27 protein-coding genes are annotated in these 24,694 nt (G+C 58.2%); 12 read left to right on the top strand and 15 right to left on the bottom strand.

The window, feature by feature from the left end; genetic code table 11:
• Nucleotides 1-165: 165 nt before the first annotated feature.
• From ACM6I7_RS03155 to ACM6I7_RS03135, 5 genes are all read right to left on the bottom strand, one after another.
• Nucleotides 166-615 carry a Spy/CpxP family protein refolding chaperone gene (locus ACM6I7_RS03155; RefSeq protein ID WP_414887932.1) on the bottom strand — a complete coding sequence of 150 codons (450 nt, stop codon included), beginning with the start codon at nucleotides 613-615 and terminating at the stop codon, nucleotides 166-168.
• Between the two features lie 263 nt (nucleotides 616-878).
• Nucleotides 879-1,556 carry a response regulator transcription factor gene (locus ACM6I7_RS03150; RefSeq protein WP_007966021.1) on the bottom strand — a complete coding sequence of 226 codons (678 nt, stop codon included), beginning with the start codon at nucleotides 1,554-1,556 and terminating at the stop codon, nucleotides 879-881.
• A gap of 7 nt (nucleotides 1,557-1,563) precedes the next feature.
• Entirely contained in the window at nucleotides 1,564-1,974 is a 411-nt protein-coding gene (locus ACM6I7_RS03145; protein ID WP_247267734.1) for a translation initiation factor 2, read from the bottom strand.
• 297 nt (nucleotides 1,975-2,271) lie between these two features.
• Nucleotides 2,272-2,571 carry a YciI family protein gene (locus tag ACM6I7_RS03140; protein ID WP_007966019.1) on the bottom strand — a complete coding sequence of 100 codons (300 nt, stop codon included), beginning with the start codon at nucleotides 2,569-2,571 and terminating at the stop codon, nucleotides 2,272-2,274.
• A 1-nt stretch (nucleotide 2,572) separates the two neighbouring features.
• Nucleotides 2,573-3,169: a septation protein A gene (locus ACM6I7_RS03135; protein ID WP_027613975.1), complete on the bottom strand. Its 597-nt coding sequence runs from the start codon at nucleotides 3,167-3,169 to the stop codon at nucleotides 2,573-2,575.
• An 87-nt stretch (nucleotides 3,170-3,256) separates the two neighbouring features.
• Between ACM6I7_RS03135 and ACM6I7_RS03130 the strand changes: the two genes are divergently transcribed.
• From ACM6I7_RS03130 to rluB, 6 genes are all read left to right on the top strand, one after another.
• On the top strand, nucleotides 3,257-4,120 hold the full coding sequence (locus ACM6I7_RS03130) for a PHP domain-containing protein (RefSeq protein WP_027613974.1): 864 nt from the start codon (nucleotides 3,257-3,259) through the stop codon (nucleotides 4,118-4,120).
• Between the two features lie 13 nt (nucleotides 4,121-4,133).
• On the top strand, nucleotides 4,134-4,763 hold the full coding sequence (locus ACM6I7_RS03125) for an L-threonylcarbamoyladenylate synthase (RefSeq protein WP_007966016.1): 630 nt from the start codon (nucleotides 4,134-4,136) through the stop codon (nucleotides 4,761-4,763).
• Between the two features lie 123 nt (nucleotides 4,764-4,886).
• Nucleotides 4,887-5,585, top strand: coding sequence for a segregation and condensation protein A (locus ACM6I7_RS03120; protein ID WP_171061841.1), 699 nt, complete (start codon nucleotides 4,887-4,889; stop codon nucleotides 5,583-5,585).
• Nucleotides 5,586-5,596: 11 nt separating this feature from the next.
• Entirely contained in the window at nucleotides 5,597-6,574 is a 978-nt protein-coding gene (gene scpB / locus ACM6I7_RS03115) for an SMC-Scp complex subunit ScpB (protein ID WP_097090167.1), read from the top strand.
• A 145-nt stretch (nucleotides 6,575-6,719) separates the two neighbouring features.
• Nucleotides 6,720-6,911, top strand: coding sequence for a DUF1289 domain-containing protein (locus ACM6I7_RS03110; protein ID WP_414887931.1), 192 nt, complete (start codon nucleotides 6,720-6,722; stop codon nucleotides 6,909-6,911).
• Between the two features lie 142 nt (nucleotides 6,912-7,053).
• Complete coding sequence (rluB, locus tag ACM6I7_RS03105) at nucleotides 7,054-8,274, top strand: 23S rRNA pseudouridine(2605) synthase RluB (protein WP_095139335.1); 1,221 nt, start codon at nucleotides 7,054-7,056, stop codon at nucleotides 8,272-8,274.
• A 197-nt stretch (nucleotides 8,275-8,471) separates the two neighbouring features.
• Here rluB and ACM6I7_RS03100 read toward each other — a convergent pair whose 3' ends face one another.
• Both ACM6I7_RS03100 and ACM6I7_RS03095 read right to left on the bottom strand, forming a co-directional pair.
• Entirely contained in the window at nucleotides 8,472-9,437 is a 966-nt protein-coding gene (locus ACM6I7_RS03100) for a hypothetical protein (protein ID WP_041073062.1), read from the bottom strand.
• Nucleotides 9,438-9,508: 71 nt separating this feature from the next.
• The gene (locus tag ACM6I7_RS03095) at nucleotides 9,509-9,646 is read right to left on the bottom strand and encodes a hypothetical protein (RefSeq protein WP_003222780.1); all 138 of its coding nucleotides are present in this window, start codon (nucleotides 9,644-9,646) and stop codon (nucleotides 9,509-9,511) included.
• An 893-nt stretch (nucleotides 9,647-10,539) separates the two neighbouring features.
• Between ACM6I7_RS03095 and ACM6I7_RS03090 the strand changes: the two genes are divergently transcribed.
• Entirely contained in the window at nucleotides 10,540-11,961 is a 1,422-nt protein-coding gene (locus ACM6I7_RS03090; protein ID WP_027613968.1) for an amino acid permease, read from the top strand.
• Nucleotides 11,962-12,015: 54 nt separating this feature from the next.
• Here ACM6I7_RS03090 and glyA read toward each other — a convergent pair whose 3' ends face one another.
• Complete coding sequence (glyA, locus tag ACM6I7_RS03085) at nucleotides 12,016-13,365, bottom strand: serine hydroxymethyltransferase (protein ID WP_097090166.1); 1,350 nt, start codon at nucleotides 13,363-13,365, stop codon at nucleotides 12,016-12,018.
• Nucleotides 13,366-13,936: 571 nt separating this feature from the next.
• Here glyA and ACM6I7_RS03080 point away from each other — a divergent pair.
• Together ACM6I7_RS03080 and ACM6I7_RS03075 are read left to right on the top strand one after the other, a co-directional pair.
• The gene (locus ACM6I7_RS03080) at nucleotides 13,937-14,542 is read left to right on the top strand and encodes a helix-turn-helix transcriptional regulator (protein ID WP_027613966.1); all 606 of its coding nucleotides are present in this window, start codon (nucleotides 13,937-13,939) and stop codon (nucleotides 14,540-14,542) included.
• Nucleotides 14,526-15,401 (top strand): queuosine precursor transporter, encoded by an 876-nt coding sequence (locus ACM6I7_RS03075; protein WP_150367971.1) that lies wholly within the window; start codon nucleotides 14,526-14,528, stop codon nucleotides 15,399-15,401. Before ACM6I7_RS03080 ends, ACM6I7_RS03075 begins: the two co-directional genes overlap by 17 nt.
• A gap of 62 nt (nucleotides 15,402-15,463) precedes the next feature.
• On the opposite strand, the gene queC is transcribed toward ACM6I7_RS03075, so the two are convergent.
• Nucleotides 15,464-16,162: a 7-cyano-7-deazaguanine synthase QueC gene (gene queC / locus ACM6I7_RS03070; protein ID WP_098967794.1), complete on the bottom strand. Its 699-nt coding sequence runs from the start codon at nucleotides 16,160-16,162 to the stop codon at nucleotides 15,464-15,466.
• Between the two features lie 146 nt (nucleotides 16,163-16,308).
• On the opposite strand from queC, the gene arfB reads away from it, so the two are divergent.
• Together arfB and ACM6I7_RS03060 are read left to right on the top strand one after the other, a co-directional pair.
• Nucleotides 16,309-16,722 (top strand): alternative ribosome rescue aminoacyl-tRNA hydrolase ArfB, encoded by a 414-nt coding sequence (gene arfB, locus ACM6I7_RS03065; RefSeq protein WP_027613963.1) that lies wholly within the window; start codon nucleotides 16,309-16,311, stop codon nucleotides 16,720-16,722.
• A gap of 200 nt (nucleotides 16,723-16,922) precedes the next feature.
• Nucleotides 16,923-18,215: a hypothetical protein gene (locus tag ACM6I7_RS03060; protein WP_414887930.1), complete on the top strand. Its 1,293-nt coding sequence runs from the start codon at nucleotides 16,923-16,925 to the stop codon at nucleotides 18,213-18,215.
• 62 nt (nucleotides 18,216-18,277) lie between these two features.
• On the opposite strand, the gene ACM6I7_RS03055 is transcribed toward ACM6I7_RS03060, so the two are convergent.
• The 6 genes from ACM6I7_RS03055 to phhA form a co-directional block, all read right to left on the bottom strand.
• Nucleotides 18,278-19,477, bottom strand: a complete 1,200-nt coding sequence (locus tag ACM6I7_RS03055; RefSeq protein WP_414887929.1) for an MFS transporter — start codon at nucleotides 19,475-19,477, stop codon at nucleotides 18,278-18,280.
• Between the two features lie 103 nt (nucleotides 19,478-19,580).
• Nucleotides 19,581-19,763: a hypothetical protein gene (locus ACM6I7_RS03050; RefSeq protein ID WP_025113527.1), complete on the bottom strand. Its 183-nt coding sequence runs from the start codon at nucleotides 19,761-19,763 to the stop codon at nucleotides 19,581-19,583.
• 69 nt (nucleotides 19,764-19,832) lie between these two features.
• Nucleotides 19,833-19,964: a hypothetical protein gene (locus tag ACM6I7_RS03045; protein ID WP_256214475.1), complete on the bottom strand. Its 132-nt coding sequence runs from the start codon at nucleotides 19,962-19,964 to the stop codon at nucleotides 19,833-19,835.
• A 268-nt stretch (nucleotides 19,965-20,232) separates the two neighbouring features.
• Nucleotides 20,233-21,426, bottom strand: coding sequence for an amino acid aminotransferase (locus tag ACM6I7_RS03040; RefSeq protein WP_333988232.1), 1,194 nt, complete (start codon nucleotides 21,424-21,426; stop codon nucleotides 20,233-20,235).
• Entirely contained in the window at nucleotides 21,426-21,782 is a 357-nt protein-coding gene (locus tag ACM6I7_RS03035) for a 4a-hydroxytetrahydrobiopterin dehydratase (protein WP_003222798.1), read from the bottom strand. The genes ACM6I7_RS03040 and ACM6I7_RS03035 overlap by 1 nt, the downstream gene beginning before the upstream one ends.
• 119 nt (nucleotides 21,783-21,901) lie before the next feature.
• Nucleotides 21,902-22,693 (bottom strand): phenylalanine 4-monooxygenase, encoded by a 792-nt coding sequence (gene phhA / locus ACM6I7_RS03030; RefSeq protein ID WP_414887928.1) that lies wholly within the window; start codon nucleotides 22,691-22,693, stop codon nucleotides 21,902-21,904.
• Between the two features lie 383 nt (nucleotides 22,694-23,076).
• Between phhA and ACM6I7_RS03025 the strand changes: the two genes are divergently transcribed.
• The gene (locus ACM6I7_RS03025) at nucleotides 23,077-24,639 is read left to right on the top strand and encodes a sigma-54-dependent transcriptional regulator (RefSeq protein WP_285374061.1); all 1,563 of its coding nucleotides are present in this window, start codon (nucleotides 23,077-23,079) and stop codon (nucleotides 24,637-24,639) included.
• Nucleotides 24,640-24,694 lie beyond the last annotated feature (55 nt).

The raw sequence follows: 24,694 nt of genomic DNA, 5'->3' as shown, positions 1-24,694 counted from the left end.
AACAAAAAACTCAACAATGTGGGAACGGGCTTGCTCGCGAATGCGGTGTGTCAGTCAACATTACTTTGTCTGATACACCGTATTCGCGAGCAAGCCCGCTCCCACATTTGGATTGAGTGGCAACAGAACCGACGGCGCTTAGCCGTCGGATCCGAGGTTATCGCATTATTGCGCTTTTTGCGGTTGTTGCTCTTTCCACGCTTTGAACTCGGCCCATTCGGCGCGGCGTTCAGCCTGTTTCTTCTGGATCTCGTCGAATTTCTTCTGTTGATCCGGTTTCAGCAGGTTGCGTACATCAGCTTCGGCTTTCTTGTGGTTGGCGGCCATCTCGTCTTTCATGGCTTTCTGGTCGGCCGGCGAGAGTTTTTCCAGGTACTTCTCGACTACCTGGCGACGCTCATGCATCTGCTCGCCCATGATCTTGCGGATCTGATCACGTTGTTCACGGGACAGGTCGAGTTGGCTGTACGGGCCTTTGCCGTGCTCGCCGTGCATCTGACCGCCGTGGCGTGGGCCGTCGAGCGGGCCACCCATCGGGCCGCCATCCTGTGGCATGGCCATGGCGACGGTTGGCAGAGCGGCAGCGAACATCAGAGCGATAAGAGTCTTGCGCATGGTGTATCTCCTTGTCTCGTTCCCGGTACGTTCCGGATGAGTTCAGATTACGGAGATCAAGGTCAGCGGCGGTCAGCGCTGCGTAAAGCTTGGGTAAAGACGCTTCGATCCCGACCTGACAAATATCTCTGGCAATCCGCCTGTGGCGAGGGAGCTTGCTCCCGCTGGGCAGCGAAGCGGCCCCTCGCTTTTCAAATCAAAAACGAGGGACTGCTGCGCAGTCCAGCGGGAGCAAGCTCCCTCGCCACAGAGAAGCAAACGGTTTACAGGCTGTAGTAATAACCACGGCTGCGCAGGGCGACGATTCGCGGGCGACCGTCGGGGTGGGGGCCGATCTTCTTGCGCAGGTTGCTGACGTGCATGTCGAGGCTGCGGTCGTACAGGGTCAGCTTGCGGCCGAGGGCCAGTTGCGCCAGTTCCTGTTTGTCCAGCGGCTCGCCGGGCTGCTTGAGCAGGGCTTCGAGCAAACGACTTTCGGAAACGGTGAGAGTCAGTTCTTTCTCGTCGATGCTGACCACGCCACGCACCGGGCTGAAGCTCAGGTCGCCGAGTTCGAGCTGGGTCGATACAGCGGCCGGGTGACTGCGGCGCAGCACGGCGCGCAGGCGCGCGGTGAGTTCACGCGGATCGCAGGGTTTGGCCAGGTAATCGTCGGCGCCCAGCTCCAGACCGAGGATGCGATCCAGCGGTTCGCCCCGGGCCGAGAGCATCAGCACTGGCAAATCGGCGTGTTCGCTGCGCAATTGCTTGAGCAGTTCCAGACCGCTGCCGTCGGGCAGCATCACGTCCAGCACCACCGCCGCAGGCGCCGATTCGGCCAGCGCCTTGCGCGCGCTCTGGCCATCGTGGCAGGCGCGTACCTGGAAGCCTTCCTGGCTCAGCCAGCTACTCAGGAGTTCGCACAACTCCTGGTCATCATCAATCAGTAACAGCTCGCTCATGACTCACTCAATTTAGCCATTGCCGACGTTTTCGGCTTGCTCCACTGGCAAAGATACCGCACAGCAGCGCCAATAGCGCTACCCCGGCGCCGGTGACGAACCATTGTTGCTGTTCGGTCAACAGACGCGGCAATGGACTGGCCTGGGCTTCCTTGAGTTGCAGCTTCAGGCGCTGATTCTCCTGGCGCAACCGGGCAAGCAGGGCGCTTTCGCGGGTGTTGTCGGCATTTTGCAGTTGTTTGCTCAGTTCTTCCCGCTGCTGCTCGCTGGCCTTCAGGCGCTGCTGCAGTTCGGTAATCTGACTGCCGGCACTTAACGACAATGGCGTGGAGCTGCCGCTTTCGGTGGTTTCCTCACCATGGGCGGGCGCCATGATCGACAACGTGACCCACATCAGACACAACGGACCTTTGCGCATTGCGATTCCTGCTTGCAAATGGATATTGGGCAGGTTGTCGGCAGGCAAACGAGAATAATGAGCGATTGAGAGCGGTGAGAAGCGTGAAGGTTCAGTGCTTGGAGTGGGTTGAGTGTGGCGAGAGAGCTGTTGTGGTGAGGGGATTCAGCGAAACGTCGCACCGCCCCGATGGGCTGCGAAGCAGACCTGAAATGGGAGCATGCGGTGTGTCAGGCACACCGCATTGGATGGCTTTGGGTTGCTGCGCAACTATCGGGGATAAATCCCCTCGCCACAGAGCCCCTCCACATTCCTTGGTTACGGCAAAACTTGCTTGAACGGCTTGACGATCACGTTGGCGTACACGCCGGCGGCGATGTACGGATCGGCGTCGGCCCAGGCCTGGGCGGCGCTCAGGGAGTCGAATTCGGCGACGATCAGGCTGCCGGTGAAACCCGCAGCGCCCGGATCATTGCTGTCGACCGCCGGGTGCGGGCCGGCCAGTACGATGCGGCCTTCGCCCTTGAGCACTTGCAGGCGTTCGAGGTGGGCCGGGCGCGCGGCGAGGCGGGCTTCGAGCGAGTTGGCGACGTCGGTGGCAATGATTGCGTAAAGCATGTCAGTCCTCGGTTTTTGGCGTTGTGGTATCGGCGTCATGCAGATGGCGGGACAGGTAGATGCCCTGACCGACCAGGAACAGCACGGTCATGCCCAGGCTGCCGAACACCTTGAAGTCGACCCAGATGCTCTGGAAGGTGAATGCCACAAACAGGTTGGCAGCGCCGCAGAACAGGAAGAAGGCGATCCAGGCGATGTTCAGGCGGGTCCAGACCGGATCCGGCAGGGTCAGCGCGTGGCCCATGATGCGTTTGATCAGCAGGCGGTCACCGATGAAGTGGCTGCCGATGAAGGCCAGGGCGAACAGCCAGTTGACCACCGGGGCTTTCCATTTGAGGAAGGTCTCGCTGTGGAAGGCCAGGGTCAGGCTGCCGAACACCAGGCAGGCGATCAGGGTCAGCCATTGGCTCTTTTCCAGCTTGCGCTGTTTGATGAACAACGCGCCGTAGACCACCAGGGAGCTGATGATCAGCATCGCCGTGGCGCTGTAAATACCACCTACAGTGACTTCGTGACCGGCGATATCGACAACCCGTGGATCAAGTTTGTAAACGATGAAAAACAGCAGAAGCGGGATGAAATCGATGAATTGTTTCACAGTGAGAGCCAGAAGCTGGATGTGGCGGCATAATAACAAACATATGGGCGCGCGATAGCGCCAGCTGATTTGAGGTTACAACTCCCCGTGAATGTTGATTTGCACTGCCACAGCACGGCCTCCGATGGCGCCCTGGCGCCGGCGGTTCTGGTTGCGCGTGCGTTCGAAAACGGCGTGCGAGTCCTGGCGTTGACCGATCATGACACCCTCGAAGGCCTCGCCGAAGCGCGCAGCGCCGCCGAAGAACTGGGCATGCAACTGGTCAATGGCGTCGAACTGTCCTGCACCTGGGGCGGCGCGACCATCCACGTGCTGGGCTACGGTTTCGACGTCAACGCCGCGCCACTGGTCGAGGCGATCGCCCGATTGCACGATGGCCGCTGGCTGCGGTCGGAAGAAATAAGCCGCAAGCTCGGCCTCAAAGGTATGCCCGGTGCCCTCGACGGCGCCCGGCAGATCCAGCAGGAGCTGGGCGACAGCGGCAACGCCCCGGCCCGTCCGCATTTTGCCGACTGGATGGTGCGTGAAGGTTTTGTAAAGGATCGCGCCGAGGCGTTCCGTAAATGGCTCGGCGCCGGCAAGCTGGGTGACGTCAAGCAACACTGGCCGACGCTGGAAGACACCGTCGGCACCCTGCGCGCCGCCGGAGCGTGGGTCAGTCTGGCGCATCCATGGCACTACGATTTCACCCGCAGCAAGCGCCGAAAGCTGATTGCCGACTATATTCAAGCGGGCGGGCATGCAATCGAAGTGGTCAATGGCCATCAGCCCGCGGAACAGGTCGGCAGCCTGGCAATCCTTGCCCGCGAGTTCGGTCTGCTGGTCAGCGCCGGCAGTGATTTCCATGGCCCTGGAGGCTGGTCCGAGATTGGCCAGTACCGGCCGGTTCCCGAGGACCTTCCACCCCTGTGGTGTCGGTTCAAACATGACACAGATATTGCCGCCGTCTGAACAGGTAGAAAACGTGAGTCAATTTTTCCAGATCCATCCGGAAAACCCGCAAGCGCGCCTGATCAAACAGGCAGTCGAGATCATCCGCAAGGGCGGGGTGGTGATTTATCCCACGGACTCTTCCTACGCCATCGGTTGCCAGATCGGCGACAAGACCGCGATCGAGCGCGTGCGCCGTCTGCGCCAGCTCGACGAGAAGCACAACTTCGCGCTGATCTGCAGCGACCTGTCGCAACTGGGCAACTACGCCAAGATCGACACCGGCACTTTCCGCATTCTCAAGGCGCATCTGCCGGGGCCTTACACCTTTATCCTCAACGCCACCCGCGAAGTGCCGCGTCTGCTGCTGCATCCGAAGAAACGCACCATCGGCCTGCGGGTGCCGAGCCATCCGATTGCCCTGGCGTTGCTGGCCGAACTCGGCGAGCCGCTGATGAGCGTGACCCTGATCATGCCCGGCGATGAAGATCCGCTGAGCGATCCGTACGAAATGCGTCAATTGCTCGAACACCAGGTGGACCTGATCATCGACGGCGGTTTCGGCGGGATCAAGGCGTCCACCGTGATCGACCTGACCGGCGACGACCCGGAAGTGATCCGCGTCGGTTGCGGCGACCCCGCGCCGTTCATGGTCGAGGCCTGAATGTCCGCAGTGGAAACCGTTGTCGATCCCCAGGCCGGCGCCCAGCAGGAACTGCCGTTTGCCATGGTCTATGGCCAAGCGGTCACGGAAATGCCGCTGGACCTGTACATCCCGCCGGATGCGCTGGAAGTGTTTCTCGAAGCCTTTGAAGGCCCGCTTGACCTGCTGCTGTACCTGATCCGCAAACAGAACATCAACATCCTCGACATCCCGGTAGCGGAAATCACCCGTCAGTACATGGGCTATGTCGAACTGATGCAGTCGGTGCGTCTGGAGCTGGCCGCCGAGTACCTGGTGATGGCGGCGATGTTGGCCGAGATCAAGTCGCGGATGCTCCTGCCGCGCGCCGAAACCGTCGAAGACGAAGAGGACGACCCGCGCGCCGAACTGATCCGCCGCTTGCAGGAATACGAGCGCTTCAAGGCTGCCGCCGAAGGCATCGATGGCCTGAGCCGGGTCGGTCGCGATGTGGTCGTGCCCAAGCTCGACGCCCCGGAAGCCCGGGCGCGCAAGCTGTTGCCGGATGTCGCGCTGGAAGAGATTCTGATGTCCATGGCCGAAGTGCTGCGCCGGGGCGACATGTTCGAGAGCCACCAGGTCAGCCGCGAGGCACTGTCGACCCGCGAGCGCATGAGCGATGTGCTGGAACGGCTCAAGGGCGGTGGTTTTGTGCCATTCGTCGAGCTGTTCACTGCCGAGGAAGGTCGCCTCGGTGTGGTGGTGACCTTTATGGCGATCCTTGAACTGGTCAAGGAATCCTTGGTCGAGCTGGTGCAGAATGAGCCGTTCGCCGCGATCCACGTGCGAGCCCGAGCCGAATAACGAGTCGAAACATGAACCTGACTGAACCCCGCGAGCTGGCGCCCCTGCTTGAAGCCTTTCTGTTGGCCTCGGGAAAACCGCAATCGCTTGAACGCCTCTACGAACTTTTCGAAGAAGGCGAGCGCCCCGAACCGCCGGTCTTCAAGAAAGCCCTGAGCCTGCTGGCCAAGTCCTGCGAGGGCCGCGCGTTCGAGCTCAAGGAAGTCGCCTCCGGCTACCGCCTGCAGATCCGCGAGAAGTTTTCGCCGTGGGTCGGACGTTTGTGGGAAGAACGTCCGCAGCGCTATTCCCGGGCGCTGCTGGAAACCATGGCGCTGATTGCCTATCGCCAGCCGATCACCCGCGGCGAGATTGAAGACGTGCGGGGCGTGGCGGTCAACACCAACATCGTCAAAACGCTGATCGAGCGCGAGTGGATCCGCATCGTCGGTTACCGCGACGTGCCGGGCAAACCGGCGATGTTCGCCACCACCAAGGCGTTTCTCGATCACTTCAACCTGAAGAACCTCGAAGACCTGCCACCGCTGGCTGAGCTGCGCGAGATGGAAACCGAGCCAGTTCTCGATTTCGACGACGCACCGGTACCGCAGGGTCTGCAGGAACAGGCCGACGCCAGCGCCGAGCCGGAAGAACCGAAGGAAGAAACCAGTTTCCACACGCTGTTGCTGGAGCTGGACAGCATGGAGGAGGGGATCAAGACCGACTTCGATGATCTGTTACGCGATGCGGCTGATGGTGAAGCGTCGACGACTGAGCCGGAAGTCGAGACCGTCGAGCCAGCGATTGAAGTTGAACTCGAGACCGAGCCAGAAGCCGAACCGGAAGAGGACATTCTTGGCGTTGCCGAAGCCCGGGAAAAACTCCTGGCCGCCGTCGCCGCCCTCGAACAACCGGTGCCAGCGCCCGAACCCGAGCTGAGCGAAGAAGAAGCCGAAGCCCGTGCGCTGGCGGAAGCCATCGAGGCCGAACGCCGCGAGTTCGAGGACTGACACGGTTTTCAAGATCACTGGTCAACCCCTGTGGGAGCGGGCTTGCTCGCGAATGCGGTGTGTCAGATATGCATGTATTGCCTGATACACCGCATTCGCGAGCAAGCCCGCTCCCACAGGGGCAAGTGTCGTTCTGGAGTATTCGATGAGCTCAACCAAAGACCCGTGCATCAGCCTGTGCAAGTTCAGCGACGACATCTGTCTCGGCTGTGGCCGCAGCAAGCGCGAGATCCGTGCCTGGAAGAAACTCGACAAGGACGACAAGCGCACGGTGCTGGCCGAAGCCGCGCTGCGCCTGATCAAACTGGGCGCCGCCGGTCGGCGGAAAAAGAAATAACTGGCGATCGATCAGCTAGTCTCTGATGCGCGATGGCGCACATCCGCGTATGATTCGCGACCCTTCGGCGATCCCTTCGCCCGAAAACCAGATTTCAATGCTTCAGGCGTCGCCTGAACAGACCACACCGGGAGGTGCCCAGATGAGTGACATCAATCAGCAAGACGACCAGGAAATCGGCCCAGCAGGCGAAAAACTGCAGAAAGTCCTCGCCCGTATCGGCGTTGGCTCGCGCCGTGACGTCGAAGCCTGGATCAGCCAGGGCCGGATCAAGGTCAATGGCAAAGACGCCACCCTCGGCCTGCGCGTCGACATGCACGACGCGATCACCATCGATGGCAAGGTGATCAAGCGCGAAGAGGCTGCCGAATCGGTGCGCCGCGTGATCATGTACAACAAGCCCGATGGCGAGATCTGCACCCGTGACGACCCGGAAGGCCGTCCGACCGTGTTCGACAAGCTGCCGCGTCCGAAAGAAGGCCGCTGGATCAACATCGGTCGTCTCGACATCAACACCACCGGTCTGCTGATGTTCACCACTGACGGTGAGCTGGCCAACCGCCTGATGCACCCGTCCTACGAGATGGACCGTGAGTACGCCGTGCGTGTACGCGGTGAAGTCGACGATGAAATGATCGAGCGCCTGAAGGCTGGCGTGGTGCTGGAAGACGGCCCGGCGCGCTTCACCGACATTCAACAGGCACCGGGCGGCGAAGGCTTCAACCACTGGTATCACTGCGTGGTGATGGAAGGCCGTAACCGTGAGGTTCGTCGTCTGTGGGAATCTCAAGGGCTGGTGGTCAGCCGTCTGAAGCGCGTGCGTTTCGGTCCGGTGTTCCTCAACTCTGATCTGCCGATGGGCCGCTGGCGCGAAATGAGCCAGTACGAAGTCGACGTGCTGAGTGCCGAAGTCGGTCTGACCCCGGTGGCGATGCCGCAACTCAACGCCAAGAGCAAGGACAAGCTGGAACGTATGCAGCGCAAATCGTCGCGGCCGATGGCCAAGACCGAGCGCGTGCGTACCCTGCGTCCAGCCGCTGGCGCGCCGACCGGTCCGCGTCCGAGCCGCGAGCCGCAGATCGAAGGCGAGCGTCCTGGCCGCAAGCCGGTTGCCCGTGATGGCGAGCGCGCACCGCGCCCGGCCAACGGTCGTACCGAGCGTGGCGAAGGTCGTGCGCCGGCCGGTCGCGGTACGCCGGTGGCGGATCGTCCTGCCGACACCACCAACAAGCGTCCGGCCAAGCCTGCACCGAAGCGTCCGGGGATCAAACTGGTCGACGGCGACAAGCCGTCGGGCAAGCGTCGTGGTGCTCCGGCCGGTTCCGGTCAGCGTCCGGGTTTCGGTCGCAAGAAGCCGGAATAAGCAGTTGTGTGCTTTGAGCGGCAAGCTTCGAGCTAAAGCAAAAAACGCCAACCGCAGGGTTGGCGTTTTTTTTCGTCTGGCGGAAGGTATGTAGCGTCTGATTCGGCCTCTTCGCGAGCAGGCTCGCTCCCACATTAGAATTGCGTCGAACACAAATCTCCTGTGGGAGCGAGCCTGCTCGCGAAGGCGTCAGTCGCCTAAAACACAAACCGCCCATCAAACACTGGCTTGTCATCCAGCGCCAACACCCCGCCGGAGAAGATCAGGTCCAGGTGATGACTGCCCTTGGCCCCACCGCCCAGTCCCAGATGCAACCCACAATGCCGCTCTTCGAACCCGGCATTGCGCGCATACAGATCTTTCACCCCTTCATTGGTACCAATCCCCAATTCCTCGATGCGTCGGTTTGACGGGTTGGCGTCCAGGTATTTGTTGAAGTCGTGTTCCAGCCCCGGCACATCGGTGGCGATGCGGCTGATGGTCGAATTCTCGATCCACAGTTCCAGTGGCGACTCCAGCACGCCGTACTTGCGTGCAAACGGGATGGTGCTGAGGAACGTACCCTTGAATTTCACATGGCCGTTGATGGCTTCGCTGTGGGTGGCGATTTCGCCGGGGGCCAGGTCGAAGTTGCCGACACCGTTGATGTCGGTCCACTTTTTGATGCTGCTCAGCGGCGTTTCAAACCAGGAGCCGTGGTCGTCCTTGAAGCTCAGCGTTGTCGCTTGGGACATGCGCTGGATCAAGTGGCTGTTGAGCCCGGCGATGCGCTGCGGGGTGACGCTGAAAGTGTCGTAGAAATAGTCGCCGTAATCCTTGAACAGCAGCGACTTCTTCCAGTTTTCCGCCATCACTCCCTGCAGGGCGCGAACGAACTCCGGGCCGTCGGGGCGCGGGTTGGGCAGGGTGGAAGAGTCGTAGAAGAAAATGTACAGATCGCTGTCGGCAATCGCCGCGGTCAGCGTTGCGGTGCTTTCCAGATCCAGGCGACGGGCACTGAACGTGAAGCGGGGATGATCGCCGGCCTGTTCGGCGATGGCGCCGGTCAGGGCTTCGTAATCGGCGGTGTGGCCGAGCAGTACCTTCGCCGAATCGAGACCGGCAAGGGCAGGGTGATGTTCGAGGTAGTAAAGGAAATGCGAGATCGCGCGGGGCTTATCCATGAGTCCTCCCTGACTGACCGTGAAGAAAGTGGCAGGCACGACCGGCCGGATCGTGCCTGCCCGGGGATGTCTTACAGAGGCCACATCGCCGTGCCGAACGGAACCACCGCGTCGGCTTGCATCATTTCCACAGCCGCCTCATGGGTCGGTGCTTCGAACCATTCGTCCAGTTGCAGTTCGGTGTCCAGGTCTTTTTCCAGTGCTTGCATGGTCGATCTCCTAGATGACTTTCACGGTTATGACTGGCCGGTCGAGTTGGCCGGCAAGACGTGAAGAACCTAGTTCAGGGTGTTTTGTAATGCAAAAAATTATTTATTTAAAATTTAAATAAACTTTTTATTCTGTTTTTAAGCGGCGGATTTCTTATTTGAAAACAAAAAACTAAGCGGCAACTTTCATTAGCAAGCTTGCTACCGTCAATTTGCAGACGTCCTACAGAATTTTCCGAAATGGAAAATCTGCGTTACGCCTCGTAAAGAAAAGTTTACGAAAACACCGGTAAAGCCCAGTGGATTTACCCCTCTGCAGACGCTGTAAGGAAAACCTGCCGAAGCCCGGCTGCAAAGGCGTCGCGCAGGGCTCTGGCGCGCTTGTTTCAGCGCTGTTTGCAGGGTGAGATGCGCCTCATGCCTGTCGTGCAGGTGCATAACAAGAAGGAGGCGCAATGAACGCCGTGATCGATCTCCACTTCTCTCCGTGGGGCGGTTTTTCGCTCGTCCCCGTCGATGGCCTGCAAAGGCCTGACTCAATTTTTGCAGCCGCCCGATTGTCTCGAGGCGGACCCACGCAATCCCGGCAAGCGCCACGCTGATCCAGCGGGGTCTGGCAGCAGGGGGTTAGCGGTGTACAATGCGCCGCGTTTTAACTGTGACCCTCTGCGTAATCGCGCAAACCTCAAGGTTATCCGCCTTGTTCACTCCGCCACGTCACAAGCGTGTCGGGTTCGATTTCGTCACAGATAAAAACAAACAGGTGACGCATGACCGTTGTAAAAACGCTGAATTCCTGGTGCTTGCGCTGGGGTTTGATCGGGGTTGTCTGAAATCGCAACCTTGCAGCAACGTCTACTGAACATCATCAAACCTTGCGTGGGACCTTTTTCATGAGTGGACAAAACTCGCAATCAGGCGAGCTGAAACGCGGCCTGAAAAATCGCCATATTCAACTGATCGCCCTCGGTGGCGCGATCGGTACCGGATTGTTCCTCGGCTCGGCCGGGGTCCTGAAATCCGCCGGCCCGTCGATGATCCTCGGCTACGCCATCTGCGGCTTCATCGCCTTCATGATCATGCGCCAGCTCGGCGAGATGATCGTCGAAGAGCCGGTGGCCGGTTCCTTCAGCCATTTCGCGCACAAGTACTGGGGCGGTTTTGCCGGTTTCCTGTCGGGCTGGAACTGCTGGATTCTGTACATTCTGGTCGGCATGTCGGAGCTGACCGCGGTCGGCAAGTACATCCACTACTGGGCGCCGGACATCCCGACCTGGGTCACCGCCGCCGCCTTCTTCGTGCTGATCAACGCGATCAACCTGGCCAACGTCAAAGTCTTCGGGGAGGCCGAATTCTGGTTCGCGATCATCAAGGTCGTGGCGATCGTCGGCATGATCGCGCTGGGCAGCTACCTGCTGGTCAGCGGCCATGGCGGCCCGCAGGCCTCGGTCAGCAACCTGTGGTCGCACGGCGGGTTCTTTCCCAACGGCGTCAGTGGCCTGGTGATGGCCATGGCGATCATCATGTTCTCCTTCGGTGGCCTGGAAATGCTCGGTTTCACTGCAGCCGAAGCCGACAAGCCGAAAACCGTGATCCCGAAAGCGATCAACCAGGTGATCTACCGCATCCTGATTTTCTACATCGGCGCGCTGGTGATCCTGCTGTCGCTGACTCCTTGGGACAGCCTGCTGGCAACCCTCAACGCGTCCGGCGATTCGTACAGCGGCAGCCCGTTCGTGCAGGTGTTCTCGATGCTCGGTAGCAACACCGCCGCGCACATCCTCAACTTCGTGGTGCTGACCGCAGCGCTGTCGGTGTACAACAGCGGCACCTACTGCAACAGCCGCATGCTGCTGGGCATGGCCGAGCAGGGCGATGCGCCGAAAGGTCTGGCGAAGATCGACAAGCGCGGCGTGCCGGTGCGTTCGATCCTGGCGTCCGCGGCTGTCACGCTGGTGGCGGTGCTGCTGAACTATCTGATCCCGCAGCAGGCGCTGGAACTGCTGATGTCGCTGGTGGTTGCAACGCTGGTGATCAACTGGGCGATGATCAGCTTCTCGCACTTCAAGTTCCGACAGCACATGAACAAGACGCAGCAGACACCACTGTTCAAGGCGCTGTGGTACCCGTACGGCAACTACATCTGCCTGGCGTTCGTGGTGTTCATCCTTGGCGTGATGCTGCTGATCCCGGGCATCCAGATCTCGGTGTACGCGATTCCGGTGTGGGTCGTGTTCATGTGGGTCTGCTACGTGATCAAGAACAAGCGTGGAGCGCAGCAGGCGCTGCACGCGGCGGGTTCTGCCGCGAAGTAAGCCAGACGCAGAAAGTGAGAAACCCGGCCAATGTGCCGGGTTTTTTATTGGTCGTCAGACGTATTCGGCGATGGGATGGGCTGTGCAGAACGCTTCGGTCTGCAACCGGAATTGCTCGCGCAAGGCCGGTTCCAGCAGGTAATCCTGCTCGCTGATCGGTCTCACACTGTCGAGGATCCGGCAGATCAGATCGACGATCTGGCGACATCCCTGCGGATCGATTCTGCGCTGCGCGATGGAGCCCGTGCCGATGCGCAGACCGCTGGTAATGAGTGAAGGGCGTGTCTCGCCCGGTACACGATATTTGTCCACGATAATTGCGCAACGCTCCAGCGCCGACTCGGCAATGGCGCCGGTGATGCCGCCACGCAACCGAATCAATACCGTATGGTTCTCACTGCCCCCGCCGACGACTTCGTAGTCGTGAGCCTGAAAGGCGCTGGCGAACTCGTCAGCCGTGCTGCGAATCCGCCCCATGCTTCTGTCGAACTCCGTGGACTTTGCGTAAGCCAGAGCCGCCGCCTTCGCAGCGATCATGTTGACGGCAGGCGCGCCCTGCATTCGCGGATAAACGGCTTGGTCGAGGGCGCGGCTGAATGTCGTCCTCAAGCCGGGCACCTTGGTGTTCGCCGCTTGACCCGAAAGGATCAGACCGCCGCGCGGGCCCATGAGTTGTTTGTGGGTGCAGGTGGTGGTGACGTGTGCGACGTCGATCGGACTGGGATGCCGCCCTGTGGCAACCAGTCCGGCGATATGCGAAATATCGGCGAGCAGGATGGCGCCGGCTTCATCGGCAATCTCGCGAAATCGTTGGAAATCGATGACCCGTGAGTACGCCGTCGCGCCGCACATGATGATGCGTGGGCGATGGGCGAGCGCCAGTTTGCGCACCTGGTCGTAATCGATGACCCCCGCTGAAGTCGTGCCGTACCGAATCGCCTTGTAGTAAATGCCGGCGAATGAGGTGGAACTGCCATGGGTATGATGGCCGCCGTATTTGACGCCCATTCCCAGCAAGGTATCGCCTGGTTCGAGCAGGGCGGTCAGCACGTGGTAATTGGCGTTTGATGCCGAATGCGATTGCACGCTTGCGTACTGGGCATCGAACAGTTCCCGCGCTCTGCGGATGGCAAGCGCTTCGACCAGATCGACGTTTTCGCACCCGCCGCCGTAACGTCTGCCGGGCAGCCCCTCGGCCGTCACATTGACCAGTGCCGAAGCGGAGGCGGCCAGGGTCATGGGCCTGACGGCGCAAGAGGAGGAGACCAGCGACAGCACCTGGTGCTGACGGGCAACTTCCGCGTCGAGGATCCCTGCCAGTTCGGCGTCTTGCGCCCACAGATCCGCCAGGCCCCGTTGCAGCAGATCAGCCTGGTTCATGAGCGGTTCGGTATGGACTGCCATTGTCTGTATTCCTTCCCTGTGTGCAGCGCGCTGCGAACGAGCGCGACTTCCTTGGTTTTACCGGAGGGTGCGTGCGTTTCTGCCCTTGCCCGACCGGATACAGCGGATTCCTTGTTTTCGCGGCACTGCGCGCAAACTAATCTCTGTATCGCCGGCCCGTTTTCTGTTGACTGCGGTCGCTGCCGACAGTCCGGTCTGCCCGACGCATCATAGGTTTTTCACGGCGGAACACCAGAAAATTAATCAGAAAAATGAACATTGTTCAAATAAAATGATTCTTTTCTCCGGGCCTCAGGGTGTAAAACTGCAGGCGGGAAGGATCGCTATTCACGAGATTCTGCTGCCCGATAAGCAGAACTGACGGGTCAGTACAGAATTCGAATTGTTCTTTCTGGTTCACACCAGCGGTGTTGTTCACACTATGTTTATGCCGAAATCAGGGAGGGGGAATGCTATGATCTGCCGCGGCTCTAATACCCGTATAACTATTTCCTAGTGGGCCTGTTGAGTCCCTGAATGATGATTCGAGGGGTATTTCCAAATTGCCTTTATAAAAGACGGTAAGCATTCCATGCACAGAAGAGAACGATCGGAGAATCTGAAGAACAATATCAAGTACCTGATAAAGAGTCGCGGGGAAACGCAGCTGTCGTTATGTAATTCCAGTGGACTGACCCGAACCACGATCTACAACATTCTTGAAGGTAAAGTGGTCAACGTACAGCAGTCCACTGTGCGCAAGATTTCCGACTTTTTCGGAGTGTCCTACGAAGAGATAGAGACGATCTCGTTTGAAGAAAAGGAAATCATCGACAGCAGCATCTCGCCGCAGGGCAACATGAACCCGGCGGCAGTGCCTGTCATCAAGGAAAGTCTGCTTCTGCAGAATCTGGATAAGCGAATCGGCGAGTTGGCGACGATTTTTCCACTGACTTACTATTTTGGAACGTCCTTCAATTTGATAGGCGTCCTGCTGGAAAATGAAGTCAGTGGCATGAATGAACCGGGCGACCTGCTGATCGTGCAGAAAGGCGCGGCAAGCATCGACAAGGAAAAACTGGTGTATGACAAGGTCAGTAAAAGGTTATTCATAACAACTGAAGTTGATCTTGCGCTGGAGAGTGTTTGTGTTGTCGGGGATATAATCGAGGAACGATTTAATGGATTGCAGCGTTGAAAGGGAAAATACCAAATATAAGCTGTTGGGGTTCGAAAACGGAAAAAGCCTGGCGGTGATCATGGTCATTGCGACAGGCAAGATAATTAAAATAAAGCTGAGTGAAGTGTTGAATAGTGAGATTATGGATAATCTGAACAAGATAGAAGTAAAGAATCTGTACAAGAAATTCTACTCCCAGGGAGGGTCGCTTACCGCTTATGAAATAAATGATCGCCACGAGAGTTCCTGGATGATTTATATCATTCTGAACCTGATGCTGTTCACGCTTTATATTTTTACCAGCATTGCGGCGACCAAGCCTATCTATCTGGAATATTTTGATATTGTCGTAACACCGGGTACTTTCCTGTATCCGCTGACGTTTTTGATCGTTGACTTGCTGAATGAAACCTTCGGCCTCCGGTTGGCGCGCAAGGCGATACTCTTCGCGTTCATCAGTAATGCGGCCATTATCATTTTGCTGGCCATGACTACGTACCTTCCCGGGCTACCCGGGTGGAAACTCGACGGGCCTTACAATGATGTGATCAGTCAGTTGTCGTCGGTGCTGGTAGCTTCGTCTATATCGTTTCTGGTGTCGGAAAATATAAACTCTTATCTGTTGTGCAAAATCAAAGAACTGACCAACTCCCGATTTCTCTTCTTGCGGGTGTTTCTGAGTACTTTGTTTGCGGTGATAATCGACAGTTTTCTTTTCTGCTACATCGCCTTTTACGGGACGATGGAGAACAGCGCGATACTCAGCATGATTTACGTCCAGATCGCGATAAAGGTCGGTTTTGCGTTCTTCAATATCATGCCGGCATACGGTGCCAGGTCATTGTTCAAGAGGTATCTGACGGGTAGTCAGGCTTGATGGATTAAATAATGCGCTCACTCGAAATTTTCAAGTGAGCGCATTTTTATATGCTGGGTGCTTTATTGCAGATTCAGCTTCGTTTTCAAGCTGTTCATCACCTCATCCTTGTTTTCCAGAAACTCATTGAGGCCTTTTGCGCGAAGATTGCAAGCGTCGCAATTTGCACATCCGCTACCGGTTATGCCGTTGTAGCAGGTCAGTGTCTGGTGGCGAACCAAATCAAGCTGATGGTAATGATCGGCCAATGCCCAGGTTTCCGCCTTGTTCAGCCACATCAGCGGAGTATCAAGTTTCAATGGGTAATCCATGCCCAGCTCAAGGGCTTTGTTCAGTGCCTTGACGAACTCGTCCCGGCAATCCGGATAGCCCGAGAAGTCTGTTTCGCAAACCCCGGTGATGACCGTTCTGGCTTGTACCTGATAGGCGTAAATAGAGGCGAGGGTCAAAAACAGGATGTTTCTTCCCGGCACAAAGGTGCTTGGCAGACTTTCGCCAGAACTATTAACCGTCGGAACCGGGATGTTGTCGCGAGTCAGGCTGCTGATGGCCAGCTCATTCAGCAAAGATACATCCATCACTTTATGCACGGTCACGCCGAGCTGTTTGGCCAGTTGCTGCGCGACTTCGATTTCCGCGCGATGACGCTGACCATAGTCAAACGTGATGCAATGAATTTCGTCATAGTGGCTCAGTGCATGGATCAGACAGGTCGTCGAGTCCTGTCCGCCACTAAAAACGATAACTGCTTTATTGCTCATGCTTATGCTTCCTGCATTGAACTGGTAAATTTTCGCTGGGGATCATAACGCGAAACGATTGATGCAAGAAGTTGCGCATGGCCGCAGGAGGCCTGCTTTGTGGTTAATCGCGGTATCCTGCACGCTCTGAATTCGGACTTTTTTCCATGCTGGTGATTTCCAACAACGTGCATCTGCCGGATGCCGAGATCGAACTGACGTACATCCGCGCGCAAGGCGCCGGTGGGCAGAACGTCAACAAGGTCTCCAGCGCCGTGCACCTGCGCTTCGACATTCCGGCCTCGTCCTTGCCCGAGTTCTACAAGGAGCGACTGCTGGCGCTGCGTGACAGTCGCATCACCAGCGATGGCGTGCTGATCATCAAGGCTCAGCAATACCGCACGCAGGAAGCCAACCGTGCCGATGCGCTGGAGCGTCTGACCGAGTTGATCCTCAGCGCCACCAAGGTCGAAAAGAAGCGCCGCCCGACCAAGCCGACCCTCGGCTCGAAGAAGCGCCGGCTCGAATCCAAGACCAAGCGCGGCAGCATCAAGGCCGGGCGCGGCAAGGTGGATTTTTAAGGGTTGGTGTCATGGAGTTGTTCCATTTCATCCGGAGCGGGCATTGTATCCATTACGCACCTCTCAACTTAAATCAATTTCCGGACATTGAACGACTCTTTTATAACTAATTGGTCTACATGACTGTCATATCTGACAGGTGTGCCGGATTGCTGTTACACGTTTACTGAGCTCTCTTTTCATTGATTGAGCAAAAGTAAATGAATAACTTAAATGTTGTGCGTGGTACTCCCGATACTGATTTTGGTGTGCGCAGTGAGGTCGTTTTATACGGAGAACAAGGTCAGAGGCTTCAACCTCGGGTCGTCACTCTTCTCTCAGAACCGAACAGGATTCTTTGCGCAGCAACTGACGAGGAGCGGCAAGAGATTTACCTGTGCATGCTTGATGAGGAAGGAGGTATCGACGAGAGTTTCGGAAAAGCGGGTAGTGTTTTTTTTAAACTCTCGGAGTTTTTTCCTGGGTGGGATTTGCCGCAGCCCTATAGCGTGAAGTTTGATAGTGTTCATGGCAAGTATGTGTTGGGGTTCTTCGCTCGTAAAGACGGCTTTAATCGTGCTACGGGCCTGGCTCGATTCGATTTGAATGGGAAACTTGATGAAGGGTTTGGCAGCGAAGGCGTCATGTTGTGGAGTCTGGATCTGAAAGAGGTTGTTCCTGCAAGTTTAGATGTTCCAAAGATGAAGCAACCTCTGGCGGATAAAGGCCGCGACTACCACGGAACTATGGAATTGTTGGACGATGGCGGAGTTTTGCTTCTGACCACGCTTGACGACAGAGGATTTTTCGATAGGGCGTTTGTGGTCAAGTTAAAAAATAATGGTGGGTTGGACGAAACGTTCGGTAATGGCGGGTACCGATTGGTTTCTCGAGGTCCATCTGTTTTAGTCATAGGACAGGATATGTTTCGCCAAGGGAATGGTTATGTTGTCGCCGCGTCAGACGGTCTGCGTGATAAACGTTGGTTTGTTGGCCGGTATGATGCCCGTGGTGATCTTGACTCCAGTTTTGGGGCCGGAGGTTATTATGATGGAGTACCTTCGGTTAAAAATGTGATTCTGAAACGTGACGATAAGTTTTATATTGTAGGTACTTCGGATAATGGAGTTCCGCAGTATCTGTTTCTCCAGCTTCAACGTCGTGGGTCGAATGGTGAGGAAGATGACCTTTTTGGCAAACAAGGATGGGGAAGATTTATCAGTGATGATTTCAGCGATATCTATATGACGAAAGCAGTACTCTATAATTTGAAATCAACCGTTGTGGTAGCAGGTTATGCTTATTTGCGTGGCGGGTCGGATAGTCAGGCATTTATTGCCAGTCTTGAACAAGACATGGGTTGGGACGAGGGGTTTGGTAATGTTGGAAAGGTTGTATTTCCAAAAGACCAGATTATTCACGATCTCGCGGTCCAGGAAGATCGAAAAATTGTGTTTGTATCCAGTAAAAATAGAGAAAACGGTAGCTTCGCCATTTTCCGTTTGCATGGATAGCTTATAAAAGCCGCGGTTGTGCATTGGCCATTCGGAACCAATGAATGGCCAATATTGGGCGATCAATGAAAGTGGTGTTTTGGTTTAATGCGGTACAAATACACACTCAGCATCAGGCCGCTCAGTGAGGCAATGGCGGCAAACAGAAAGATCGAAGCAAAACCGAAGCCCGCCGCAATCGCCCCCGCCAATGGTCCGGTGATCCCCAGCGACAAGTCGATGAACAGCGAGTACGCGCCGACCGCCGCGCCACGGCTGGAGGCCGGCACCAGATTCACCGCCTCCACGCCCAGCGCCGGGAACACCAGCGAGAAACCGAAGCCGCTCAACGCCGCCCCGGCCAGCGCCCAATGTGCATCCGGTGCCAGCCACAGCAGCAACAGGCCGAGGGTTTCCACCGAGAGGCAGGCGATCGCTACGCGGAAGCCGCCGAGGCGGTTGATCAGGTTGCCGAACAGCAGTCGCGCGCCGATGAAGCTGGCGCCGAACAGGCTCAGGCACAGCACTGCGTTGTCCCAGTGCCGGGTGGCGTAATACAGGGTGATGAAGGTGGCGATGGTGCCGAAACCAATCGAGCCTAGCGCCAGGCCGCAGCCGTGGGGGAACACGCGACCGAGCACATGCATGAACGGTAAGCGCTCACCGGCGACAATCGGCGCCGCGGTTTTCGGCCACGCCAGCAGCAGTCCCAGCACTGCCAGCAGAATGATGCTGACGCCCATGCTCCACAATCCCAACTGACCGACCAGCCACACCCCGAACGGCGCGCCGACCGCCAGCGCGCCGTAACTGGCGATGCCGTTCCACGAGATCACTTTGGCGGTGTTCGCCGCACCAACGCGGCCGATGCCCCAGCCGATAGAGCCGGAGCCCACCAGACTTTCCGCGCTGCCCAGCACCAGACGCCCGATCAACAGGCTGATCAGGCTGAGCATCGGCAAGTTCGGTGTCCACGCCGAAATCAGCATGAACACGCCACTCAAGCCACAACCGGCCAACCCAATCATCACCGCGCGCTTGCTGCCCTGGTTGTCGATGATCTTACCGGCGTACGGACGGCTGAGCAGGGTGGCGAGGTATTGCACGCTGATCACCAGCCCGGCGATCACCGCGCCGAAACCCAGGTCACTGTGGACGTAACCCGGCAGCACGGCGAGCGGAATGCCGATGTTCAGGTAGCCGATAAAGGTGAAGAGGACGATGGACACGACTTGCAGCGTGACCGCCAGGGGGCGCTGGGGTTGTGGCATAGAGGACGACATGAGAAACGATCCACGGCAAAGCAGAATTAGATAGGCTGCTTATGATACCGGCGCGAACGAGTCAGGGGCGGGGAAAAGTAAAACTATTTGCCGCAGGGCAGATTCATGACTTGGCCGGGGCGACCAGTTGTGTGGTGACGAGGGCGGCGAGGGCGTTTTCTTCGCTGCCGAAACGGGCGAGCAGGGCGGCCTGTTTTTCCGGGGAGAGGCGGTTCCAGATCTCGATCATTTTCTCGGTGGCGCCGATCAGGACGGCGGCTTGGCTTTCAGAGAATTCGTCGGTCATGGCGGGCTCGGTTTCAGGCAGTGTGGAAAGCGCATCTTAGCGCTTTCCACACGGTCTGTACGGCGGGTTTTACTCTTCGCTGTCGGCCTGGCGGCTCTCAACGGCTTCTTTCGGCTCGGGCTGTTGGGCACCGGCTTGTTGCGTGGTCGTCTGCTCAGGTACGTGCAGGCTTGGGAAGGGGAGATTAGGAATCTCGTGCATGGTTGCGCTCCTCGCTAAGTCTGTTGATAGATCTGGTAGATCCGCGCTTCTTGAAAGCCTGCGCAGGATACAGCAGGAAAAATGACAATCAGACTTTTAATTGAAAATAATGCGACAGATGGCCGCAGGGGGGGCGCGATAACAAAGGTCGCCGCAAAAACAACTGTAGGAGTGAGCCTGCTCGCGATGGCGGTGTGTCAGTCAACTCATATGCTGGCTGATACGCCGCTATCGCGAGCAGGCTCACTCCTACAGGGGGATTGCGGGGTTATTTGCAGGCGTTGGCGATGGCCTCGGCCAGCAATGCCAGGCGCGTGGCGTCGATCCCGGCGACGTTGGCCCGACCCGAGCTGACCATGTACACGCTGTGCTGCTCACGCAGTTGTTTGACCTGCTCCGGCGACAGCCCGGTGTAGGAGAACATTCCGCGTTGCACGCCAATGTGCGCAAAGCGCTCGCGCAGACCGTGTGGTTCCAGTGCTTCGACCAGACCGCTGCGCAATTGGGCGATGCGCAAACGCATGGCTTCCACTTCATCGGCCCAGCGCGCTTTCAGCTCAGGGTCGGCGAGGATGGTCGCCACCACGGCCGCGCCGTGATCCGGTGGCGTCGACCACAGGTTGCGGGCGATGTTGGCCAGTTGGCTGCGGATGTCGATCAGCTTGTCGGCGGTTTTCGCGCAGACAATCAGCGCGCCGGTACGGTCGCGGTAGAGGCCGAAGTTCTTTGAGCAGGAACTGGTGATCAGCAGCTCGGGCACTTCGGCGGCGAACAGTCGGGTCGACCATGCGTCCTGCTCCAGCCCATCGCCAAAGCCCTGGTAGGCAAAGTCGATCAGCGGCAGCAGGTCACGGCGGCGCACCACGTCGAGCACACGCTGCCAGTCGTCATGGTTCAGGTCGAAACCGGTCGGGTTGTGGCAGCAGGCATGCAGCAGCACCACGTCGCCTTGCGGCACTTCGTTGAGTGCGGCGAGCATCGCATCGACGTCGAGGCGGTTGTCGCTGCCCACGTACGGGTAGTGACTGACCTTGACCCCGGCGGCGGCGAAAATCGTTTCGTGGATCGGCCAGGTCGGGTTGCTCAGCCACACGCCTTTGCCCGGCAGGCACTGGGCGATGAAGTCGGCCGCCAGACGCAGGGCACCGGTGCCGCCAGGAGTCTGGGTGGCGCCGGCGCGCTGTTCGGCGATCAGCTTCGAGTCGGCGCCAAGCACCAGTTCATTGATGACTTTGCCGAACAGCGGATTGCCGTGCCCGCCGATGTAGGTCTTGGTGTCCTGGCTTTCGACCAGTTGCGCCTCGGCGATTTTCACCGCTTCGGGGATCGGCGTCAGGCCCTGGGCATCCTTGTAGACGCCAACGCCGAGGTCGAATTTGCGCGGGTTAGTGTCCTGCGCATAGGCCTCCATCAAACCGAGGATCGGGTCGCCGGGTACCCGGCCGATGGCGTCAAAGTGCATTACTTGCGTCCTTCTGCGGTCTTGGCTACTTCGTCAGTGCGCGCGGCCATGATGAAGTCGTTGCGGTGCAGGCCTTTGATCGAGTGGCTCCACCAGGTCACGGTGACTTTGCCCCACTCGGTCAGCAGACCCGGGTGGTGCCCTTCGGCCTCGGAGATCTCGCCGACGGCGTTGGTGAACGCCAGAGCATGCTTGAAGTTCTTGAACAGGAAAACTTTCTCCAACTGCATGATGCTGTCGCGTACTTCGATGTTCCAGTCCGGGATCTGCTTGATCAGGATCGGCAGTTCTTCGTCGCTGACTTGTGGCGCATCGGCACGGCAGGCTTCGCAGTGGGCTTGGTTCAAAGTGGACATGGTGTGATTCCTGAAATCGAGTGTGTTTTTTTTTATAGAAGCTATCGGCCCGTCAATGCCGTCACGCTAAAACAAAGTGACGGCGACTGACAGACTCAATTGTCAGCAAAAGACGCGGATCACGCGGCTTTCGGTTTTGGCGGAAACTTCGGTGCGTGCAACCCCAGCTGCATGCCTTGGCGAACCATGGCCATGATGTCTTCATGGGCGACGTCGAACAGGCGCTTGAGGTTCGGCAGGACAAAATACAGCGGCTGCAGGATGTCGATGCGATACGGTGTGCGCATGGCTTCCAGCGGATCGAAGGCCTGATGCTCGGGTTCGTCCGACAGCGAGTAAACGGTTTCCTTCGGCGAGGACAGGATGCCGCCGCCATAGATGCGTTGGCCTTGCGGGGTGTCGACCAGGCCGAACTCGATGGTCATCCAGTACAGGCGCGCCAGATACACGCGCTCTTCCTTGGTGGCCTGCAGGCCGAGCTTGCCGTAGGTGTGGGTGAATTCGGCGAACCATGGGTTGGTCAGCAGCGGGCAGTGGCCGAAAATCTCGTGGAAAATGTCCGGCTCTTGCAGGTAGTCCAGTTCTTCGCGGGTACGAATGAACGTGGCCACCGGAAACTGTTTGCTGGCGAGCAATTCGAAGAAGGTCTGGAAGGGGATCAGTGCCGGGACGCGGGCAACCTGCCAACCGGTGGTCTCACCGAGCACCTTGTTGATCTCGCCCAGCTGCGGAATGCGGTCGTGGGGCAGACCGAGTTTTTCGATACCGTCCAGGTACTCCTGGCACCCCCGACCCTCGATCACTTTCAACTGGCGGGTGATCAGCGTGTTCCACACCGCATGCTCTTCGGCGGGGTAGTCGATAAAACCTTGCGCATCGGGCTCGCGGGCCACGTATTGCGTCTGCTTCATACTGCTCTCCTGCTAGGGGAATTCGTTCTTGTTATGTCCAGCGATGGACTGAGAATTACCCGAGAGTGCGGCGTGATGCAGCAGGTTGAGTGCGTTCCTAGTAGGAACAACCACTGCATTTCGTAAAAAAATCGTTACGCTTTGGCTGATATCGCGCATTTGCAGTGATTTGCAGGTTTGAAAAGGGCTGTGGCTGTCACATAATCTTGACAACTATCTGCGCGCCTCGACAGAAAAGTCGGGGCGCTATCCCTGTGGGAGCGGGCTTGCTCGCGAAGGCGGTGTGTCAGTCACCATTCATTCAGCTGACACACCGCCTTCGCGAGCAAGCCCGCTCCCACAGGGATTGTGTTTAACCCCTCATCCTCGTCGGGCCTCTTTATATGCGTATCAAAGTCCACTGCCAAAACCGCATCGGCATCCTGCGCGACATCCTCAACCTGCTGGTGGAGTACGGGATCAACGTTGCACGCGGCGAGGTCGGCGGCGAGCACGGCAACGCGATCTATCTGCACTGTCCGAACCTGATCAACATCCAGTTCCAGGCGCTGCGGCCGAAGTTCGAGGCGATTGCCGGGGTGTTTGGGGTCAAACGCGTCGGGCTGATGCCCAGCGAGCGTCGGCACATGGAGTTGAACGCGTTGCTCGGTGCGCTGGAATTTCCGGTGCTGTCGATCGACATGGGCGGCTCGATCGTTGCGGCCAACCGCGCGGCGGCGCAGTTGCTCGGAGTGCGCGTGGATGAAGTGCCGGGGATTCCGCTGTCGCGCTATGCCGAGGATTTCGACCTGCCGGAACTGGTGCGCGCCAACAAATCGCGAATCAACGGCATGCGCGTCAAGGTCAGGGGCGACATCTTTCTCGCCGACATCGCGCCGCTGCAATCGGAGCACGACGACAGCGAAGCCATGGCCGGTGCGGTACTGACCTTGCACCGCGCCGACCGCGTAGGTGAGCGCATCTATAACGTGCGCAAACAGGAATTGCGTGGCTTCGACAGTATCTTCCAGAGCTCGAAAGTGATGGCCGCTGTCGTGCGTGAAGCGCGGCGCATGGCGCCGCTGGATGCGCCGCTATTGATCGAAGGCGAAACCGGCACCGGTAAAGAGTTGCTGGCCCGTGCCTGTCACCTCGCCAGTCCGCGTGGGCAGTCGCCGCTGATGGCGCTCAACTGTGCAGGGCTGCCAGAGTCGATGGCCGAGACCGAACTGTTTGGCTACGGCCCCGGCGCGTTCGAAGGGGCGCGCGCCGAAGGCAAGCTTGGTCTGCTGGAACTGACGGCGGGCGGCACGCTGTTCCTTGATGGCGTCGGCGAAATGAGCCCGCGCTTACAGGTGAAGTTGCTGCGCTTTCTGCAGGACGGCTGCTTCCGCCGGGTCGGCAGTGATGAAGAGGTGTATCTGGACGTGCGGGTGATCTGCGCGACCCAGGTCGACTTGTCCGAGCTGTGCGCTCGCGGCGAGTTTCGTCAGGATCTGTATCACCGCTTGAACGTGTTGTCGCTGCACATCCCGCCGCTGCGCGAATGCCTCGACGGTTTGACCCCGCTGGTCGAGCACTTCCTCGATCAGGCCAGCCGCCAGATCGGTTGCTCGCTGCCGAAACTGGCGCCGGCGGCGATGGATCGCCTCAGTCATTATCACTGGCCGGGCAACGTGCGGCAGCTGGAGAACGTGCTGTTCCAGGCGGTTTCACTGTGCGAGGGCGGCACGGTCAAGGTCGAACACATCCGCCTGCCGGATTACGGCGTGCGTCAGCCGCTTGGCGATTTCTCGCTGGAGGGTGGGCTGGACGAGATCGTCGGGCGTTTTGAGAAAGCCGTACTGGAGCGGCTGTACTCCGAACACCCGAGCAGTCGGCAACTGGGTAAGCGGTTGGGGGTTTCGCATACCACCATTGCTAATAAGTTGCGTGAGTATGAGGTCGGTAAAGACCCCGAGATTTAACAGCAACACTGTGGTGAAAAGAGCTTTTGTGGTGAGGGGATTTATCGCCGATGGG

Source organism: Pseudomonas sp. IT-93MI4, assembly GCF_949767635.1.
GTDB lineage: Bacteria > Pseudomonadota > Gammaproteobacteria > Pseudomonadales > Pseudomonadaceae > Aquipseudomonas > Aquipseudomonas putida_A.
Note: the sequence above shows the minus strand (reverse complement) of the source record. Positions and strands in the feature narration are given on the sequence as shown.